This is a genomic window from Streptomyces sp. Mut1 (assembly GCF_030719295.1).
Lineage (GTDB): Bacteria > Actinomycetota > Actinomycetes > Streptomycetales > Streptomycetaceae > Streptomyces > Streptomyces castrisilvae.
Genome location: NZ_CP120997.1, coordinates 3,803,695 through 3,821,764, shown reverse-complemented (window position 1 = coordinate 3,821,764; position 18,070 = coordinate 3,803,695). Strand labels below are relative to the sequence as shown.

The 18,070-nt window shown below is 68.2% G+C and carries 19 protein-coding genes; 9 read left to right on the top strand and 10 right to left on the bottom strand.

Going from position 1 to position 18,070, the window contains the following annotated elements; translation table 11 throughout:
* Positions 1–87 precede the first annotated feature (87 nt).
* Positions 88–552: a DUF2690 domain-containing protein gene (locus P8A18_RS16520; protein WP_018553890.1), complete on the bottom strand. Its 465-nt coding sequence runs from the start codon at positions 550–552 to the stop codon at positions 88–90.
* Between the two features lie 143 nt (positions 553–695).
* On the opposite strand from P8A18_RS16520, the gene sigM reads away from it, so the two are divergent.
* The 4 genes from sigM to trxA all read left to right on the top strand — a co-directional run bounded on the left by sigM (position 696) and on the right by trxA (position 3,842).
* Positions 696–1,430, top strand: a complete 735-nt coding sequence (sigM, locus tag P8A18_RS16515) for an RNA polymerase sigma factor SigM (RefSeq protein WP_306055484.1) — start codon at positions 696–698, stop codon at positions 1,428–1,430.
* Positions 1,427–2,365: an anti-sigma factor family protein gene (locus P8A18_RS16510; protein WP_306055482.1), complete on the top strand. Its 939-nt coding sequence runs from the start codon at positions 1,427–1,429 to the stop codon at positions 2,363–2,365. The genes sigM and P8A18_RS16510 overlap by 4 nt, the downstream gene beginning before the upstream one ends.
* 132 nt (positions 2,366–2,497) lie before the next feature.
* Complete coding sequence (gene trxB, locus P8A18_RS16505) at positions 2,498–3,463, top strand: thioredoxin-disulfide reductase (protein ID WP_306055480.1); 966 nt, start codon at positions 2,498–2,500, stop codon at positions 3,461–3,463.
* Between the two features lie 55 nt (positions 3,464–3,518).
* Positions 3,519–3,842, top strand: coding sequence for a thioredoxin (trxA, locus tag P8A18_RS16500; RefSeq protein ID WP_018553886.1), 324 nt, complete (start codon positions 3,519–3,521; stop codon positions 3,840–3,842).
* 84 nt (positions 3,843–3,926) lie between these two features.
* Here the strand turns inward: trxA and P8A18_RS16495 are convergent, their stop codons facing one another.
* The 9 genes from P8A18_RS16495 to rpmH all read right to left on the bottom strand — a co-directional run bounded on the left by P8A18_RS16495 (position 3,927) and on the right by rpmH (position 10,656).
* Positions 3,927–4,544, bottom strand: coding sequence for a GNAT family N-acetyltransferase (locus P8A18_RS16495; RefSeq protein ID WP_018553885.1), 618 nt, complete (start codon positions 4,542–4,544; stop codon positions 3,927–3,929).
* A gap of 164 nt (positions 4,545–4,708) precedes the next feature.
* Positions 4,709–5,791, bottom strand: a complete 1,083-nt coding sequence (locus P8A18_RS16490; protein WP_306055477.1) for a ParB/RepB/Spo0J family partition protein — start codon at positions 5,789–5,791, stop codon at positions 4,709–4,711.
* Positions 5,788–6,864 (bottom strand): ParA family protein, encoded by a 1,077-nt coding sequence (locus P8A18_RS16485; RefSeq protein WP_078622633.1) that lies wholly within the window; start codon positions 6,862–6,864, stop codon positions 5,788–5,790. The genes P8A18_RS16490 and P8A18_RS16485 overlap by 4 nt, the downstream gene beginning before the upstream one ends.
* 289 nt (positions 6,865–7,153) lie before the next feature.
* A complete protein-coding gene (gene rsmG, locus P8A18_RS16480) occupies positions 7,154–7,870 on the bottom strand; it encodes a 16S rRNA (guanine(527)-N(7))-methyltransferase RsmG (protein ID WP_306055475.1) in 717 nt (238 codons plus the stop codon).
* Positions 7,871–7,978: 108 nt separating this feature from the next.
* Positions 7,979–8,488 (bottom strand): Jag family protein, encoded by a 510-nt coding sequence (locus P8A18_RS16475; protein WP_306055473.1) that lies wholly within the window; start codon positions 8,486–8,488, stop codon positions 7,979–7,981.
* Positions 8,489–8,503: 15 nt separating this feature from the next.
* Positions 8,504–9,766, bottom strand: coding sequence for a membrane protein insertase YidC (gene yidC, locus P8A18_RS16470; RefSeq protein WP_306055471.1), 1,263 nt, complete (start codon positions 9,764–9,766; stop codon positions 8,504–8,506).
* A gap of 3 nt (positions 9,767–9,769) precedes the next feature.
* The gene (gene yidD / locus P8A18_RS16465) at positions 9,770–10,129 is read right to left on the bottom strand and encodes a membrane protein insertion efficiency factor YidD (protein ID WP_078622620.1); all 360 of its coding nucleotides are present in this window, start codon (positions 10,127–10,129) and stop codon (positions 9,770–9,772) included.
* Positions 10,126–10,497: a ribonuclease P protein component gene (gene rnpA, locus P8A18_RS16460; RefSeq protein WP_078622619.1), complete on the bottom strand. Its 372-nt coding sequence runs from the start codon at positions 10,495–10,497 to the stop codon at positions 10,126–10,128. Before rnpA ends, yidD begins: the two co-directional genes overlap by 4 nt.
* Positions 10,498–10,518: 21 nt before the next feature.
* Positions 10,519–10,656, bottom strand: coding sequence for a 50S ribosomal protein L34 (rpmH, locus tag P8A18_RS16455; protein ID WP_006348049.1), 138 nt, complete (start codon positions 10,654–10,656; stop codon positions 10,519–10,521).
* 381 nt (positions 10,657–11,037) lie between these two features.
* Here rpmH and dnaA point away from each other — a divergent pair, with 381 nt between their 5' ends.
* The 5 genes from dnaA to P8A18_RS16430 all read left to right on the top strand — a co-directional run bounded on the left by dnaA (position 11,038) and on the right by P8A18_RS16430 (position 17,721).
* Positions 11,038–12,846 carry a chromosomal replication initiator protein DnaA gene (gene dnaA / locus P8A18_RS16450; RefSeq protein WP_306055467.1) on the top strand — a complete coding sequence of 603 codons (1,809 nt, stop codon included), beginning with the start codon at positions 11,038–11,040 and terminating at the stop codon, positions 12,844–12,846.
* 961 nt (positions 12,847–13,807) lie between these two features.
* Positions 13,808–14,938, top strand: coding sequence for a DNA polymerase III subunit beta (gene dnaN / locus P8A18_RS16445; protein ID WP_306055465.1), 1,131 nt, complete (start codon positions 13,808–13,810; stop codon positions 14,936–14,938).
* 131 nt (positions 14,939–15,069) lie between these two features.
* Complete coding sequence (gene gnd, locus P8A18_RS16440; RefSeq protein WP_306055463.1) at positions 15,070–15,948, top strand: phosphogluconate dehydrogenase (NAD(+)-dependent, decarboxylating); 879 nt, start codon at positions 15,070–15,072, stop codon at positions 15,946–15,948.
* Between the two features lie 85 nt (positions 15,949–16,033).
* Positions 16,034–17,164, top strand: coding sequence for a DNA replication/repair protein RecF (gene recF, locus P8A18_RS16435; RefSeq protein WP_306055461.1), 1,131 nt, complete (start codon positions 16,034–16,036; stop codon positions 17,162–17,164).
* Positions 17,161–17,721, top strand: a complete 561-nt coding sequence (locus tag P8A18_RS16430) for a DciA family protein (RefSeq protein WP_306055459.1) — start codon at positions 17,161–17,163, stop codon at positions 17,719–17,721. The genes recF and P8A18_RS16430 overlap by 4 nt, the downstream gene beginning before the upstream one ends.
* Positions 17,722–18,070: the final 349 nt, after the last annotated feature.

Below are 18,070 nucleotides of genomic sequence, written 5' to 3'. Positions count from 1 at the left end.
CGACCTAAGGGCATACGAATACAGGGTCGTGCCGGATCGAAAGATCCGGCACGACCCTGTTCCCTTTTCGAAGGGATGTTCAAGCAGTCAGTACGACGGCGTCTTCGAATGCAGGCTGACGTTGTCGTACTGGGACCAGCCCTCCGCGTACGAGGAAAGCGGGTCCTTGTCGTAGACCATCGCCGTGTAGCACGTATAACTACCGAGCGACGCATTGTAGGAAAGATTCGTGCAGTTATACGCTTTACCGTCCGTGTTCCGAACGATCTGCGCCTTCCCCCAGACGTCCTCGGAGAGGGTGATCCGCGCCCACGCGGTGTGGCACTTCACGCTGTACCGCAGCTCAATGGCGCCCAGCGTCCAGCTGGACGTACCGATGGAGGCGCGCTTCATGGTGGTGACGTCGCCGGAGCACCCGGCGGAAATCGGGTCCTTTCCGTCCAGCGCGTACGTGGCCGCCTGCGCGCTCCCAGGGCCCATTACCACCAGGACGGGTGCGGCGAGAACCGCCGGCAGAGCCTTACCCAGATACCGCTTCACATGCCTCTTCATTACTGGTCCCCTTCCTGTTCATTCACCAATATACGGACGAAGGGGCCATTCTCGAAGAATTAAGAAAGGGCACTTGACGCCATTCCGATAATCCGCCAGGACTTGGTATTTACTTCTTGGCGCGGATCGGTTTGAATGCACGGATGGCGACCACCGAGGAGGGATACCGCGAGGCCGACGGCGGCGATCCCTCCACGCCAAGCGACTCAGATCTACTCGCCCGTCATGTGGCTGGTGAACCGGACGCATTCGGTGAGCTGGCTCGACGCCATCGCGACCGCCTGTGGGCCGTGGCGCTGCGGACGCTGGGTGACCGCGAGGAAGCGGCTGACGCCGTGCAGGATGCCTTGATCTCCGCCTTCCGCGCCGCCCACACCTTCCGCGGCCAGTCCGCCGTCACCACCTGGCTGCACCGGATCACGGTCAACGCCTGCCTCGACCGGGTGCGCAAAGCCGCCTCCCGGAAGACCTCCCCCGTGGACGACCCGGAGCGGCTCGATCGCCTCCTCGAGCCCCACGAGTCCGCAGAAGCCCCGGCGGAACGCCAGGACCTCCACAGGGAACTGATCGCTGCTCTCGCCACACTCCCCGCCGAACAGCGCGCAGCGCTCGTCCTCGTCGACATGCAGGGATACCCGGTGGCAGAGACGGCTCGCATTCTCGACGTGCCCGTCGGCACCGTGAAAAGTCGTTGCGCGAGAGGCCGTGCCCGGCTGGCACCTCTGCTCGCCCATCTCCGCACCGGGAACGGCGACCGCGGGGCAGCCGGCACGCGAGGGAACCGGACGCCCCCACCATCCGTCCCACCGGCGACGCGGCCACGAGACTCGGAAGCAAGCGATCCCACTGCGATGAAGGGCGGAGGTGGCCACCTATGACATCGACAGCCGACACAACCCGGCACCCGGATGTCTCGGAGATCTCCGACCTGACCGAGGGGCTGCTCTCCGAGTCCCGGGCGGCCGAGGTCCGCCGCCATACCGCCGACTGCGAACTCTGTGCCGATGTCCTCGTCTCGCTGGAAGAGATCCGCGAATTGCTCGGCGGGGTACCCGCCCCCGAGCCGATGCCGACCGATATCGCCGCCCGCATCGATGCGGCACTCGCCGACGAGGCCCGATCCCGCAGCGCGGACGCAGAGGTAGCGGACGATGTTTCACGTGAAACAGAGCCCCGCTCCATAGCCTCGGAGCTTCCGGACCGCCCAGCCGGACATCCGCGCGCGACCACCGGGCCTGGACGTCGCCCCGGACGAAGGCGGCGTCGCACCACCGTGCTCGCCACAGCGCTCGGTGCCGCTGCCATGGTTGGAGTGAGCGTCTTCCTGCTGCAGAACGCCCCGGCTTCGCAGAACAACGCAGACGCAGGCGCGCTGCAAAGGGAAGTTTCCGCGCCCTGGAACGGCGCTCAGACGTTCTCCCAGTCCACCCTCGCGGGCCAGGTACACGACCTGCTGAGCGCTCACCCCGACACGGCTACCCCGCAGGATTCCAGCGGCAAGGAACAGGCTCCGTCCATCGGCGCGAAGTCCTCACCTCGGACCCAGCCTTCGGACACCGTGAAACCTGAGTCCCCCCTTCGCGCCCCGGCCGTCGACGTCCCCTCATGCGTGGAGCAAAGCATCGGGCGGAACACCGCTGCCCTCGCCATCGAAAAGGGCACCTACGAGGGCACCGCCGCCTTCCTCGTCGTCCTGCCGCACCCCACGGATCCCGCCAGCGTTCAGGCATACATCGTGGACGCGGCTTGCGTCGGCGCCGAGCCCCCTGCCAAGGGGGAGCTCCTGCTGACGCACTCCTACACGCGGCCCTGAGAATCAGGCCGCCCGCCGCCCGGCACGTCGGGAATGCATCCCCCGTAGGATCCGTTGGGTGGGGTGAGAGTCGTTGAACCGGCCCCAGTAGGCGTGGACAGTAGGCAGTCTGCAGAGACGAGGAAGAAACCCGTGAGCGACGTGCGTAATGTGATCATCATCGGCTCCGGCCCGGCCGGCTACACAGCCGCCCTTTACACCGCGCGCGCCTCGCTGAAGCCGCTGGTCTTCGAAGGGGCCGTCACCGCCGGTGGCGCACTGATGAACACCACCGACGTGGAGAACTTCCCGGGCTTCCAGGACGGAATCATGGGCCCGGAACTCATGGACAACATGCGCGCCCAGGCCGAGCGCTTCGGTGCCGAGCTCGTCCCCGACGACGTGGTCTCCGTCGACCTCACTGGTGAGATCAAGACGGTCACCGACACCGCCGGCACAGTTCACCGCGCCAAGGCAGTCATCGTGACCACGGGTTCGCAGCACCGCAAGCTCGGCCTCCCCAACGAGGACGCCCTCTCCGGACGAGGCGTCTCCTGGTGCGCGACTTGCGACGGCTTCTTCTTCAAGGACCAGGACATCGCCGTGGTCGGCGGCGGCGACACCGCGATGGAGGAGGCCACCTTCCTCTCACGCTTCGCCAAGTCGGTCACGATCATCCACCGCCGTGACACGCTGCGCGCCTCCAAGACGATGCAGGAGCGTGCCTTCGCGGACCCGAAGATCAAGTTCGCCTGGGACAGCGAGGTCGCGGGGGTCAACGGCGAGCAGAAGCTGTCCGGTGTAACCCTGCGCAACACCAAGACCGGCGAGACGTCCGAGCTGCCCGTCACCGGGCTGTTCATCGCCGTCGGCCACGACCCGCGCACCGAGCTCTTCAAGGGCCAGCTGGACCTCGACGACGAGGGCTACCTGAAGGTGGATGCTCCCTCCACCCGCACCAACCTGGCCGGGGTCTTCGGCGCGGGCGACGTCGTCGACCACACCTACCGCCAGGCGATCACCGCTGCCGGCACCGGCTGCTCCGCCGCCCTCGACGCCGAGCGCTTCCTTGCAGCACTCGCCGACGACGAGAAGGCCGCCCCCGCAGCCGCCGTCTGACACTCGTCTTTTCCCCATCCCCGCGTACACATCCCGCGAAGTTAAGGAGGCCGCCGTGGCCCTGAAGAACGTGACTGACGACTCCTTCGAGGAGGACGTCCTCAAGAGCGACAAGCCTGTACTGGTGGACTTCTGGGCCTCCTGGTGCGGCCCGTGCCGCCAGATCGCCCCGTCGCTGGAGGCCATCGCGGCCGAGCACGGCGAGATCGAGGTCGTGAAGCTCAACATCGACGAGAACCCGGCCACCGCCGCCAAGTACGGCGTCATGTCCATCCCGACGCTGAACGTCTACCAGGGTGGCGAGGTCGCCAAGACCATCGTGGGCGCGAAGCCGAAGGCCGCGATCCTTCGCGACCTCACGGGCTTCATCGCCGAGTAAGACAGACACAGCAGCCACTGTTTCACGTGAAACGGGCCCGTCCTTTCGAGGACGGGCCCGTTTCACGCTCGCGGACAAGGACCGCTACAGCGGCCGCAGCGCAGGCTCCTTCTGTACAGCGCCCAGCAGGCGGTCCAGGGCCATCTCGACGTCCTCCTTCCAGGAGAGCGTCGTACGCAGCTCCAGCCGCAACCGCGGGTGCACCGGGTGCGGCCGCACCGTCTTGAACCCCACCGCCAGCAGGTGGTCGGCCGGCAACAGACAGGCCGGCTCCTTCCACCGGGCATCCCCGAAAGCTTCGATCGCCTTGAAGCCCCGCCGGATCAGGTCCTTGGCAACGGTCTGCACCATGACCCGGCCCAGCCCCTGCCCCTGAAAGCCGGGCATGATCAATGCGGTCATCAGCTGGACCGCGTCGGGGGAGACGGGGCTCGTCGGAAACGCGGTCGCTCGTGGGACGTACGCGGGCGGCGCGTAGAGCACAAAGCCCGCCGGCACGTCATCGACGTAGACCACCCGCCCACAGGAGCCCCATTCCAGCAGCACCGCGGAGATCCAGGCCTCCTTCTCCCGCTCAGCTCTGCCGCTCTTGACCGCGGCTTCCCCGCTGACCGGATCGAGCTCCCAGAACACACAGGAGCGGCAGCGCCGAGGTAGGTCGGGAAGGTTGTCCAGCGTGAGCGGTACGAGCCGACGCCCCATGAAGGCTGTTCCTCACTTCTCTCGCCCACTGCGTCATGGACGGAAATGCCCTGCCAGAACGCATCGTATCCACCCCCGAATCAAGCGGACACCGTGAGAGAGCAAAGGGCGGGCTGTGTTCCGTGACCCACCGGAAACAGCCCGCCCTCATCACTCGGCGTATGTCAGCTCTCGTCGTCCTCGGCCGACTCCTCGGCCGTCCGGTCCAGCACCCGGCCCTCGCCCGGGGCCAGACTTCCGAGGATCCGGTCCAGGTCCTCCATCGAGGCGAACTCGACGACGATCTTGCCCTTCTTCTGCCCGAGGTCGACCTTCACCCGGGTCTCGAACCGGTCGGACAGCCGGGACGCCAAGTCGGTCAGCGCCGGTGCCAGCCGGGCCCCCGCCCGCGGCCCCTTGGCCTTCGAGGCGCTGGTGGGCCTGGAACCCATGAGCGTCACGATCTCCTCCACCGCACGCACCGAGAGCCCCTCGGCAACGATGCGGTGGGCCAGCTTGTCCTGCTCATCGGAGTCGTCCACCGACAGCAGTGCCCGCGCATGGCCCGCCGACAGCACGCCGGCCGCGACCCTTCGCTGCACCGGCGGCGACAACCGCAGCAGACGCAGCGTGTTGGAGACCTGGGGGCGCGAACGCCCGATGCGGTCGGCCAGCTGGTCATGCGTGCACTTGAAGTCCTTGAGCAGCTGGTCGTAGGCCGCTGCCTCCTCCAGCGGGTTCAGCTGAGCCCGGTGAAGGTTCTCCAGGAGGGCGTCCAGGAGCAGCTTCTCGTCGTCGGTGGCGCGGACGATGGCCGGGATGCGTTCCAGGCCCGCCTCCCGGCATGCCCTCCAGCGGCGCTCGCCCATGATGAGCTCGAAGCGGTCGGTCCCCGTCTTCCGCACCACCACGGGCTGGAGAAGACCGACCTCCTTGATCGAGGTGACCAGCTCCGCCAGCGCGTCCTCGTCGAAGACCTCGCGCGGCTGACGCGGGTTCGGCGTGATGGAGTCGATCGGCACCTCGGCGAAGTACGCACCCGCCACGTCCCCAGCGCCCGCCGGCTCGCGCAGCGACACGGGACCGCTTGGCTCCGGCACCACGGGGACGGACCCGATCGTGGTGACCTTCGCGGCGGCCACCCCCCGCTCCGAGGTCAGGACGGGAGAGGAAGACCCCTGCCCGCCGGACGGCAGCTGCTTCTCCTGCGGAGCGGCTGGGATCAAGGCACCGAGCCCTCGCCCCAACCCTCGACGACGCTCACTCACTGGATCCCCTCCGGGTTGCTCTGCTGACTGATCGAACCGCCCGTGTGGGCGTGCTGGCCCTCGTACTGCACCCCGACCCCGCGCAGCGCGATCTCCCGCGCTGCTTCGAGGTACGACAGCGACCCGCTGGAACCGGGGTCGTAGGTGAGCACGGTCTGCCCGTAACTCGGCGCCTCGGAGATGCGGACCGAACGAGGAATGCTGGTCCGCAGCACCTCCTTGCCGAAGTGGCTGCGTACCTCCTCCGCAACCTGCGACGCCAGCCTTGTCCGGCCGTCGTACATGGTGAGCAGGATCGTGGACACATGGAGGTCGGGATTCAGGTGGCCGCGGACCAGATCGACGTTCCGCAGCAGCTGCCCCAGGCCCTCCAGCGCGTAGTACTCGCACTGGATGGGGATCAGCACCTCCGCACCGGCCACCAGTGCGTTGACCGTCAGCAGGCCCAGCGAGGGCGGGCAGTCGATCAGGATGTAATCCAGCGGCTGCTCGTACGCCTGGATGGCCCGCTGGAGTCGACTCTCCCGCGCCACCAGCGACACCAGCTCGATCTCCGCACCGGCGAGATCGATGGTGGCCGGGGCGCAGAAGAGACCTTCGACGTCCGGGACGGGCTGAACCACGTCGGAGAGCGGCTTGCTCTCCACCAGGACGTCATAGATTGAGGGGACTTCGGCGTGGTGATCGATACCCAGAGCCGTGGAGGCGTTGCCCTGCGGGTCGAGGTCGACCACCAGGACCCGCGCACCGTGTAGTGCCAGCGACGCGGCAAGGTTGACCGTCGAGGTGGTTTTTCCCACCCCGCCCTTCTGGTTGGCCACCACCATGACGCGCGTCTGCTCAGGTCGCGGCAGCCCCTCGCCGGCTCGGCCGAGGGCCTCCACCGCCAGCTGGGCCGCGCGCCCGATGGGTGTGTCGTCCATCGGCGGCGGTGTTTCACGTGAAACACCGTCCCCCGCCGATTCGGTTCGGGGACCGGGGACCGGGTCGGTCATCGGTCCCGCGATGTTGGCGTCGGACCGCAAGGATTCACTCTCCTCGGCTTCAGGCTCGCAATGAACAGAGCCTGCCATGGTTTCGGGGTCGTGAACCAGCGAGGCCCGCTCTTCTGTGGAGGAATCCACTTCTGTGGACAACTCCGTAGCCCTAACGGGCCTGCGATGGGAAGGGGTGGCGGCCGCACCGCGGCCGATGATTCCATGCAGCAGAGAACGACGTTTCACGTGAAACACGATGCCTTCGCAGCGTAGCTACAGAGGCACGACACTCCGCGCGGGGCACGTACGGCTCCATGACGGACGGAATCCCGGATGCCTGGACCACATCGCACGTAAGCGCCACTGGCTCGGTGTGACCGGGTGATCAGCGGCGGCGGCGCGTCCGGCTGATCCTGGCGGCCTTGGCCCGCTTCGCGGCGAACCTCACACCTCCGGGGCTCTCGCCGACCATCACGCGCACCACAGTGGACATCGGGTCGACCACACCTTCACCAACGTGCAGCACCTCGGTGTCCACCACCCCGAGCTTGCTGAGCGCCGCCCGAGCACCGTTGATCTCTTCCTCGGCGGTATCGCCCTTGAGCGCGAGCATCTCGCCGTACGGGCGCAGCAGAGGTACCCCCCAGCCGGCCAGCCGGTCCAGTGGGGCCACCGCCCTGGCCGTCACCACGTGCACGGGCTGCAGGCTGCCCAGGACCTCCTCGGCCCGGCCGCGGACGACCGTCACATGGTCCAGCCCCAGCAGCTCCACAACCTCCTGGAGGAAATTCGTCCGCCGCAGCAACGGCTCCAGCAGGGTGATCTTCAGGTCCGGGCGCACCAGCGCCAGCGGGATCCCCGGAAGCCCCGCCCCCGAGCCCACATCGCAGACCGTGACCCCCTCGGGAACGACCTCGGAGAGCACCGCACAGTTCAGCAGATGTCTCTCCCACAGGCGCGGCACCTCACGCGGACCGATCAGCCCGCGCGTGACCCCCGCGTCCACCAGCAGTTCCGCGTACCGGACAGCCTCGGGAAAGCGCTCGCCGAACACCGTCCGAGCCTCGTCGGGGGCCTGGGGAAGTGATACTTCCTCCGTCACGGGGGACCGTCCTTCCATACCGCACTACCGCGCATTGGCGGCTGTCTATCAGGCTGACAAAGATCGGCCCCGTCTGCGAACAGACGGGGCCGACAGGAGAAGGGCCGGTCAGGCCGGCAGGACGACGACGAAGCGCTGGGGCTCCTCGCCTTCCGATTCGCTGCGCAGGCCTGCGGCGGCGACCGCGTCGTGCACGACCTTGCGCTCGAACGGCGTCATCGGGTCCAGCTTCACCGGCTCCCCGGTGCTCTTGACCTCGTCCGCCGCCTTGGCACCCAGCTCGGCGAGCTCCGTGCGCTTCTTGGCCCGGAAGCCGGCGATGTCCAGCATCAGACGGCTCCGGTCACCGGTCTCCCGGTGCACGGCCAGCCGCGTCAGCTCCTGGAGCGCCTCCAGGACCTCGCCCTCGCGCCCTACGAGCTTCTGCAATTCGCGCGCGGATTCGCTGATGATCGAGACCGCGGCCCGGTCCGCCTCGACGTCCATGTCGATGTCGCCGTCGAGGTCGGCGATGTCGAGCAGGCCCTCAAGATAGTCCGCTGCGATCTCACCTTCCTGCTCAAGGCGGGTCAAGGTGTCGCTGCCCTCAGCGGCCGTGGAGGTGATGCCTTCCGTCACGGGATGGACTCCTTCTTACTTCTTGGACGGGTGCTTGGGCCGCTGCGGGCCCTTGCGCTGCCCGGACTTGGCTTGGCGTGAGGAGCCGGACGCGGACTTGCCCGCCGGCTTGGGCTTTTCATCCTGCGGGGTCTTCTTGTTCAGAGAGGTCTTGGGCGCCGACTCGGAGGAGTCGTCGTCCTTGCCCCCGCCCTGATGACCCGTACCGGTCTGGCGCTTCGCCTTGGTCTGCCGCTTGGGCTGCTGGCGCCGCTGTGCGGCTCCGCCATCGGCGTCGGCCACAGCGGTGTCGCTCTTGACCACCGTGCCGTCCTCCTGCGGAGCGAGGCCGAGCTTGGCCAGTCCCGTGACGAACTTCCGCTCGATGTCGTTGCGGTCCGGGCCCTTGGCCACGATCCGCTTGACGGTGTTGCGCCGGGTCCGGCCGCGGACCTCACCGTGCGCGGTGACGCCCTTCAGCAGCCGTCCGAGGTACTGCTCCTGGGCCTTGCTGCCCGGCGTCGGGTTCTGGTTGATCACGTACATCTGCTGACCCATGGTCCAGACGTTGGTGGTCAGCCAGTAGACGAGGACACCGACGGGGAAGTTGATACCCATGACGGCGAAGATCAGCGGGAAGATGTACATCAGCATCTTCTGCTGCTGCATGTACGGCGTCTTGACCGTGAGGTCGACGTTCTTCGTCATGAGCTGGCGCTGCGTGAAGAACTGCGAGGCCGACATCATCACGATCATGATCGCGGTGACGACCCGGACGTCGGTCAGCGAGGCGCCGAGCGCGTCGACCTTGTCCGCGCTGTCCATGAACTTGGCGGCCAGCGGGGCACCGAAGATGTGGGCCTGACGGGCGCTGTCCAGCAGCGACTGGTCGATGACGCCGATCTTCTTGTTCGACGCGATCGCGGACAGCACGTGGTACAGCGCGAAGAAGAAGGGCGACTGCGCGATGATCGGCAGGCACGAGGAGAGCGGGTTGGTACCCGTCTCCTTGTACAGCTTCATCATCTCTTCGGACTGACGCTGCTTGTCGCTCTTGTAGCGCTCCTGGATCGCCTTCATCTTCGGCTGGAGCACCTGCATGTTCCGCGTCGACTTGATCTGCTTGACGAACAGCGGGATCAGGCAGATGCGGATCAGCACCACGAGGGACACGATGGACAGGCCCCAGGCCCATCCCGTGTCAGGGCCGAAGATCGCCCCGTACAACTTGTGGAACTGGACGATGACCCAGGAAACGGGCCATGTGATGAAGCTGAACAGACTGGCAATCGTGTCCACTAATCAGGCTCCTTGAGCATTGGGCGAAGTCTCTGCGGCCGAACTCGGGAGGTCGGTGGCCGAACTCCCGGCAGGCACGTCAGCGGCGGAGTCCCCGCCCTTGCTGCCGCGTAGGGCACTGCGCAGCATTTCGTGCCAACGCGGACGTTTGCGTGGTGGTACGTAATCCACGCCGCCGGGTGACCACGGATTGCATCGCAGGATGCGCCAGGCTGTCAGCGCTGTTCCCTTGATCGCTCCGTGCCGGTCGATCGCCGTATATCCATAGTGGGAACACGACGGGTAGTAACGGCAGACAGGCCCGAGGAGTGGGCTGATCGTCCACTGATACAGCTTGATAAGAGCCAGCAGCGGGTACTTCATCGCGCGCCCCCTCCCAGCAGCCGCCGCAGCGCGGCGTCCAGGTCTCGGGCCAGCTGTTCATGGTCGGCGTCGCCCGCGCCGGGCAACGCTCGTACGACAACCAGGCTACCGGGGGGCAGCAGGGCCAGCCGTTCTCGGACCAAGTGGCGAAGCTTGCGCTTCACCGCTGTGCGGACGACCGCACCACCCACTGCTTTGCTGACAACGAAACCCGCACGCGGCGGGGGAACGGTCTCCCCAGTCACGTGCGGGTCGGTTGCACCGCTGCGTAGATGGACGACGAGGAGCGGGCGACCGGCCCGCCGCCCTCGTCGTACTGCGGTCGCGAAGTCCTCGCGCCGCCTCAGCCGATTCTCGGTAGGCAGCACGTCATGACGACCTGTACGCGATCAGGCGGACAGGCTGGCGCGACCCTTGCTACGGCGGGACGCGAGAATCGCGCGGCCGGCACGGGTACGCATACGCAGCCGGAAGCCGTGGGTCTTCGCGCGACGACGGTTGTTCGGCTGGAAGGTGCGCTTGCTCACTCGGGGGCTCCAGTAATGACTCGTGTGTTGGCGGGACATCGCCTGGCTGTCACCGTGCGCCCACGAGAGACTCGCGTAAACGCCCTAGTGCACCGCTTCACAATCACAGATCGTGATCTTTGCCCATCGGAGGCAGGCGGCAGCAGCCATCGACAACTCGACCTGGTCACGGTACGCGCGGCTGCGCCATCCGGTCAAACCGACCCTGTCGGACCCCCCATTGTGCACAGGCTGTGGACAACGACTTGAACCGCGCGGGTCGGGCTGACTACCGTGGCTGAACTCCGGTTCTTTTTCTTCCCGCCTGCCGGTCCTCACCCACCCCGACCCATACCGTCCCGAGAACCACACATTCGTGGGACCAGCGAGAGAGCGTGCCTTGTGGCTGACGTACCTGCCGATCTTGCCGCAGTGTGGCCGCGAGTGCTGGAGCAACTGCTCGGGGAGGGGCAGCAGGGCATCGAGCCGAAGGACAAGCAGTGGATCGAGCGCTGCCAGCCGCTCGCCCTGGTCGCCGACACCGCGCTGCTGGCCGTCCCCAATGAATGGGGCAAGCGGGTCCTCGAAGGCCGTCTCGCTCCTCTCATCAGCGAGACGCTGAGCCGCGAGTGCGGCCGCCCCATCCGGATCGCGATCACGGTCGACGACTCCGCCGGCGAACCGTCGTCCCCGCCGGCGCCCCCGATGCACCAGTCGCAGCAGCACCGCTACCAGGGACCGCCGCACGACGAGGGGCGGCACGACGACGCGTACGACGGCTACGGGCACCGGCCCTCCGACGACGGGATGCCGACGGCCCGCCCCGCCTACCCGGACTACCAGCAGCAGCGCCCCGAGCCCGGGGCCTGGCCGCGCACCCAGGAGGACCTGTCCTGGCAGCAGCCCCGGCTCGGCGGATTCCAGGACCGTGACCCCTCCGCGGACCAGTGGCGCGAGCCCTATGGCGGCCGCTCCCCGCAGCAGCCGCAGCACGACTACCGGCAGCAGCCGCCGGAGCGCCAGGGTTACGAGCCGCAGCGCTCGGAGCGGCCCCGCCCCGAGCGCCACGAGCTGCCGGAGCCGCAGCACCGGCCGGGGGGCGGCGGCACCGGCCGGCCCGGCGGAGGCCCTGGGCCGATGGGCGCCCAGCCCTCGCCGGCCCCCGGGCCCGGCGAGCCGCACGCCCGGCTGAATCCGAAGTACCTCTTCGACACCTTTGTCATCGGGGCGTCCAACCGCTTCGCGCACGCGGCAGCCGTCGCCGTCGCCGAAGCGCCCGCCAAGGCGTACAACCCCCTTTTCATCTATGGGGAGTCCGGTCTCGGCAAGACCCACCTGCTGCACGCCATCGGGCACTACGCCCGCAGCCTCTACCCGGGGACCCGGGTGCGGTACGTGAGCTCGGAGGAGTTCACCAACGAGTTCATCAACTCGATCCGTGACGGCAAGGGCGACACCTTCCGCAAGCGGTACCGCGACGTCGACATCCTGCTCGTCGACGACATCCAGTTCCTGGCGAGCAAGGAGTCGACGCAGGAGGAGTTCTTCCACACCTTCAATACGCTCCACAACGCCAACAAGCAGATCGTGCTGTCCTCCGACCGGCCGCCCAAGCAGCTGGTCACGCTGGAGGACCGGCTGCGGAATCGTTTCGAGTGGGGGCTGACCACCGATGTGCAGCCACCCGAGCTGGAGACCCGCATCGCGATCCTGCGCAAGAAGGCGGTGCAGGAGCAGCTCAACGCCCCGCCGGAGGTGCTGGAGTTCATCGCGTCCCGCATCTCGCGCAACATCCGTGAGCTGGAGGGCGCTCTCATCCGGGTGACGGCCTTCGCCAGCCTCAACCGCCAGCCCGTGGACCTGGGGCTCACGGAGATCGTGCTGAAGGACCTGATCCCCGGCGGCGAGGACACGGCCCCGGAGATCACGGCGGCGGCCATCATGGCGGCGACGGCGGACTACTTCGGTCTGACGGTGGAAGACCTCTGCGGATCGTCGCGCAGCCGTGTGCTGGTGACGGCCCGCCAGATCGCCATGTATCTGTGCCGCGAGCTGACCGACCTCTCACTGCCGAAGATCGGTGCGCAGTTCGGCGGCCGGGACCACACGACGGTCATGCACGCCGACCGCAAGATCCGGGCGCTGATGGCGGAGCGGCGCTCCATCTACAACCAGGTCACCGAGCTCACCAACCGCATCAAGAACGGCTGACCGCACCCGCACGCCGGAACCCGCACGCACCCGAAGGGCGCTGTGCGGACTCGTCAGGAGTCCGCACAGCGCCCTTACGCGTTCCCCGAAAAGCTCCCGGCAACCCCTGTGCACGGCTCCCGAGACGCACTCCATCGGCGCCGGCGAGGTCTTCACGCCGCCTGGGGCCCGAGGCTGGGACGCCCGCGCTGTTCGAATCCCGGCCAGGACACGGGTGTTCTCCACAGATCCGGGCACTTTTTTCCCTCCACAGCCTGGGGATCCAAAAGTTGTCCATACTGCTTCCACAGGCACGCACGCCCATCCGCCATCAGGCCAGCTCAGGGGCCTGGGGATTTGTGGTCAACCATGATCCACAGGCTGTGGACAAGTTTTCCGTCCACAGCCTGTGGACCTCGTTGTCCACCGGCTGCCCACAGGCCAGCGGGTGTTTTCCCCAGTCGGAGCGGGCTTCTCCACACCGCTGTCCACTGTTCGGCAACACGACACCCGCCGTCACCGCCCCGAGTGAAAGGCGTCACACCAAGAGGGGCGGTTGGGCTGTGGGGAACGCGGGTAAAGCTGGGGACAGACCTGGGGAGAAACCCCCCTGTCCTGTGTACGGGATGTGCACAACTTTCGGGTGTCCACAGAATCCCCGGGTTGTCCACCGAGCCACCCACAGGGCCGGTGGATAAAAAACGGGCCTTGACCTGCGCAAACAGCGTTATCCACCGTTTCCACAGGCCCTACTACTACTACCCCTCATAGTTAGCTCGGAATCCGTTTCGAAGTGGGGCCTGTGCACAACTCGGCCTCGGAGCGCTCCGAGCCTCTTGCCGCGATTTGACCCCGAGCCGCACCGAGTGTCGGTGCGGTGCGTCAGACTGGTCCCCGGCGTCCTCCCCCCGGCATCGGCGGAGGGCCCGATCAGACGACGAAGGCCAGCAGGGCGAGCGAGCAACAGCAGGAGGCGGTTCCGGTGAAGATCCGGGTGGAGCGCGATGTACTCGCGGAGGCGGTGGCCTGGGTGGCCCGCAGCCTTCCGGCCCGTCCGCCGGCGCCCGTTCTCGCGGGCCTTCTGCTGAAGGCCGAGGACGGCGCTCTCAGCTTCTCCAGCTTCGACTACGAGGTCTCGGCCCGCGTCTCGGTGGAGGCCGAGGTCGAGGAGGACGGCACCGTCCTCGTCTCCGGCCGGCTGCTCGCCGACATCTGCCGAGCGCTGCCCAACCGCCCGGTGGAGATCTCCACAGACGGTGTACGGGCGACCGTGTCCTGCGGTTCCTCGCGATTCACACTCCACACCCTGCCTGTGGAGGAATACCCGGCGCTCCCGCAGATGCCGACCGCGACCGGCACCGTGCCCGGTGAGATCTTCGCCTCCGCCGCCGCTCAGGTGGCCATCGCCGCGGGCCGCGACGACACCCTGCCCGTCCTGACGGGCGTGCGCATCGAGATCGAGGGCGACACCGTCACCCTCGCCTCCACCGACCGCTACCGCTTCGCGGTCCGCGAGTTCCTCTGGAAGCCGGAGAACGCCGACGCCTCCGCCGTCGCCCTGGTGCCCGCCAAGACGCTGCTCGACACCGCCAAGGCGCTGACCAGCGGTGACACGGTCACCCTGGCGCTGTCCGGCTCGGGCGCGGGCGAAGGCCTCATCGGCTTCGAGGGCGCCGGCCGCCGCACCACCACCCGGCTGCTCGAGGGCGACCTGCCGAAGTACCGGACGCTCTTCCCGACCGAGTTCAACTCCGTCGCCGTGATCGAGACCGCCCCGTTCGTCGAGGCCGTCAAGCGCGTCGCCCTGGTGGCCGAGCGCAACACCCCGGTGCGGCTGAGCTTCGAGCAGGGCGTGCTGATCCTGGAGGCGGGTTCCAGTGACGACGCACAGGCTGTGGAGAGGGTCGACGCCGTGCTGGAGGGCGACGACATCTCGATCGCCTTCAACCCGACCTTCCTGCTGGACGGCCTGAGCGCCATCGACTCCCCGGTGGCCCAGCTCTCCTTCACGACCTCCACCAAGCCGGCGCTGCTCAGCGGACGCCCGGCCGTGGACGCCGAGGCGGATGCCGCGTACAAGTACCTGATCATGCCGGTCCGCCTCTCCGGCTGACCCGGCCACCGGCCCTGCCGCGGCAGGGCCCGACGGGCATGTTCAGCGCCGAGCATGCCCGGCGTCCTGTCCCTTGCCGGGCGTAGGCTCGGACCTGGGTACGAATCGGCACAACGCTAAAGGAATCTCTGATGGAGCTCGGTCTCGTCGGCCTCGGCAAGATGGGCGGCAACATGCGCGAGCGCATCCGCCGCGCAGGCCACACCGTCATCGGTTACGACCGCAACCCGGATGTCGCCGATGTCCACAGCCTGGAAGAGCTTGTGGGCAAGCTCAAGGGCCCGCGGGTCGTCTGGGTGATGGTTCCGGCCGGAGCCGCGACCCAGTCCACGATCGACGAGCTGGCCGAGCTGCTCTCGCCCGGCGACATCGTCGTGGACGGCGGGAACTCCCGCTGGACCGACGACGAGAAGCACGCGGTGGAGTTGGGCATCAAGGGCATCGGCTTCGTCGACTGCGGTGTCTCCGGCGGTGTCTGGGGCCTGGAGAACGGCTACGCCCTGATGTACGGCGGCGACGCCGAGAACGTCTCGAAGGTCCAGCCGGTCTTCGACGCGCTCAAGCCCGAGGGCGACTTCGGTTCGGTCCACGCGGGCAAGGTCGGCGCCGGCCACTTCGCCAAGATGGTCCACAACGGCATCGAGTACGCCATGATGCAGGCCTACGCCGAGGGCTGGGAGCTGCTGGAGAAGGTCGACTCCGTCACCGACGTGCGTGAGGTCTTCCGCTCCTGGCAGGAGGGCACGGTCATCCGTTCCTGGCTCCTCGACCTGGCGGTCAACGCCCTGGACGACGACGAGCACCTGGACAAGCTCCGCGGTTTCGCCGCCGACTCGGGCGAGGGCCGCTGGACGGTGGAGGCCGCGATCGACAACGCCGTGCCGCTGCCCGCGATCACCGCGTCGCTCTTCGCGCGCTTCGCCTCGCGCCAGGACGACTCCCCGCAGATGAAGATGATCGCCGCGCTGCGCAACCAGTTCGGCGGCCACGCGGTCGAGAACAAGAAGTAGTCCGCAACGAGGAGCGGGAGGGGCCGACCGCCCCTTCCGCCCTGTGAGGCACGGAGCAGGAAAGCCGGGAAGGTCGGCGCACACCATGCACGTCACGCATCTGTCGCTGGCCGACTTCCGCTCGTACGCCGGGGTCGAGGTGCCTCTCGATCCGGGCGTCACCGTGTTCGTGGGGGCCAACGGCCAGGGCAAGACGAACCTGGTCGAGGCCGTCGGCTATCTCGCCACGCTCGGCAGCCACCGCGTCTCCTCGGACGCCCCGCTGGTGCGGATGGGCGCCGAGCGGGCGGTGATCCGTGCGGCCGTCACGCAGGGGGAGCGCTCGCAGCTGGTCGAGCTCGAACTGAACCCGGGCAAGGCGAACCGCGCCCGGATCAACCGGTCGTCGCAGGTCAGACCGCGTGATGTGCTCGGCATCGTACGGACCGTGCTGTTCGCTCCGGAGGACCTCGCCCTGGTGAAGGGCGATCCCGGGGAGCGCCGGCGCTTTCTGGACGAGCTGGTCACCGCGCGGTCGCCGCGGATGGCAGGGGTCCGCTCCGACTACGAGCGGGTGCTGAAGCAGCGGAACACGCTGCTGAAGTCGGCGGCGATGGCGCGCAGGCACGGCGGACGTTCCCTGGACCTGTCGACGCTCGATGTGTGGGATCAGCATCTGGGCCGGGTGGGCGCCGAGCTGCTGGCCCAGCGTCTGGACCTGATCGCGACGCTCCAGCCCCTGACGGACAAGGCGTACGCGGACGTGGCGCCGGGCGGGGGCCCCGTGTCGCTGGAGTACCGCAGCTCGGCCGGCGCCGAGGTGGGCCCGGCGCGGACGCGCGACGAGCTGTACGCGCAGCTCATCGAGGCCCTGGCCGGTGTGCGCAAGCAGGAGATCGAGCGGGGCGTGACGCTGGTCGGCCCGCACCGGGACGATCTGGTGCTGGGTCTGCGTTCCATGCCCGCGAAGGGGTACGCGAGCCACGGTGAGTCCTGGTCGTACGCGCTGGCGCTGCGGCTGGCCTCGTACGAACTGCTGCGCGGCGAGGGCAACGAGCCGGTGCTGGTGCTGGACGACGTCTTCGCCGAGCTGGACGCGCGGCGCCGGGAGCGGCTGGCCGAGCTGGTGGCACCGGGCGAGCAGGTGCTGGTGACGGCGGCGGTGGGCGACGACGTGCCGGGCGTGCTCGCGGGGACGCGGTACGCGGTCTCGGCCGGTGAGGTGGAGCGGGCGTGAACGGCGACGGAGCGGGGAAGGGCTTGGCCGGCGCCGGGGCGACGCCGGCGGAGCCGTCCGGCGTGGACCTGGCGCGGGTCGCGCTGCGCGCGGCGAAGGAACAGGCGCGGGCGCGTGGGGATGCCGCGCAGCAGAAGAAACAGGCCAGGCGAGGCGGAGGGCTGCGCTCCGGAGCACGGGCCGACGGGCGCGACCCGTTGCCGCTCGGAGCGGCCATCAACCGGCTGATCACCGAGCGCGGCTGGGAGACCCCGGCGGCGGTGGGCGGGGTGATGGGCCGGTGGCCGCAGATCGTCGGTGACGATCTCGCCCTGCACTGCGTGCCGGTGCGGTACGACGAGGAACCGGATCAGCGCGTACTGACGGTGCAGTGCGATTCGACGGTGTGGGCGACGCAGCTGCGGCTGCTGGCGCCCCAGCTGGTGGCCCGGCTGAACGCGGATCTGGGCAACGGAACCGTGCGGATGATCAAGGTGCTGGGGCCCGGCGGTCCGCAGCGCAGGTTCGGCCCGCTGCGGGCCCCGGGGAGCAGAGGACCGGGCGACACCTATGGCTGACCAGGCCTGACCTGCGGTTTTCGTGCCGCCACCGAGCCTTCTGGCCGTGCGGGCCGAAGGCTGCGGGCGGGTGCGGGCGAGGGGCGTACGGGTGCCCGGAGGGGCTTGGTTCGCCGCTGCTCGGTGGCGGAGGCCGGATGGTGGTGACCGGAGGTCCCTCACCGTAGCGGGAAGCTGACAGGCCGAAGCGCTCAATGCCCTTGTGAGCCTCTTGAGGCCCCTTCCCCAATATGGGGAGTCGTCAGGCGCTCATTCAGGGCGGCACATGCGTACTCAGGTACCCGCAAACCCCCATTCGGGTCGGCGCTACCGGTAGACTGGTGAACAATCCCGCGTCTTGCGGGATTCG

What these genes read in the sequence shown, in the direction of transcription:
- recF (WP_306055461.1), top strand. Translation starts at nt 16,034, where the DNA reads ATGCACGTCACGCATCTGTCGCTGGCCGACTTCCGCTCGTACGCCGGG.
- sigM (WP_306055484.1), top strand. Translation starts at nt 696, where the DNA reads ATGGCGACCACCGAGGAGGGATACCGCGAGGCCGACGGCGGCGATCCC.
- gnd (WP_306055463.1), top strand. Translation starts at nt 15,070, where the DNA reads ATGGAGCTCGGTCTCGTCGGCCTCGGCAAGATGGGCGGCAACATGCGC.
- P8A18_RS16495 (WP_018553885.1), bottom strand. Translation starts at nt 4,544, where the DNA reads ATGGGGCGTCGGCTCGTACCGCTCACGCTGGACAACCTTCCCGACCTA.
- P8A18_RS16510 (WP_306055482.1), top strand. Translation starts at nt 1,427, where the DNA reads ATGACATCGACAGCCGACACAACCCGGCACCCGGATGTCTCGGAGATC.
- P8A18_RS16520 (WP_018553890.1), bottom strand. Translation starts at nt 552, where the DNA reads ATGAAGAGGCATGTGAAGCGGTATCTGGGTAAGGCTCTGCCGGCGGTT.
- yidD (WP_078622620.1), bottom strand. Translation starts at nt 10,129, where the DNA reads ATGAAGTACCCGCTGCTGGCTCTTATCAAGCTGTATCAGTGGACGATC.
- P8A18_RS16485 (WP_078622633.1), bottom strand. Translation starts at nt 6,864, where the DNA reads ATGGCAGGCTCTGTTCATTGCGAGCCTGAAGCCGAGGAGAGTGAATCC.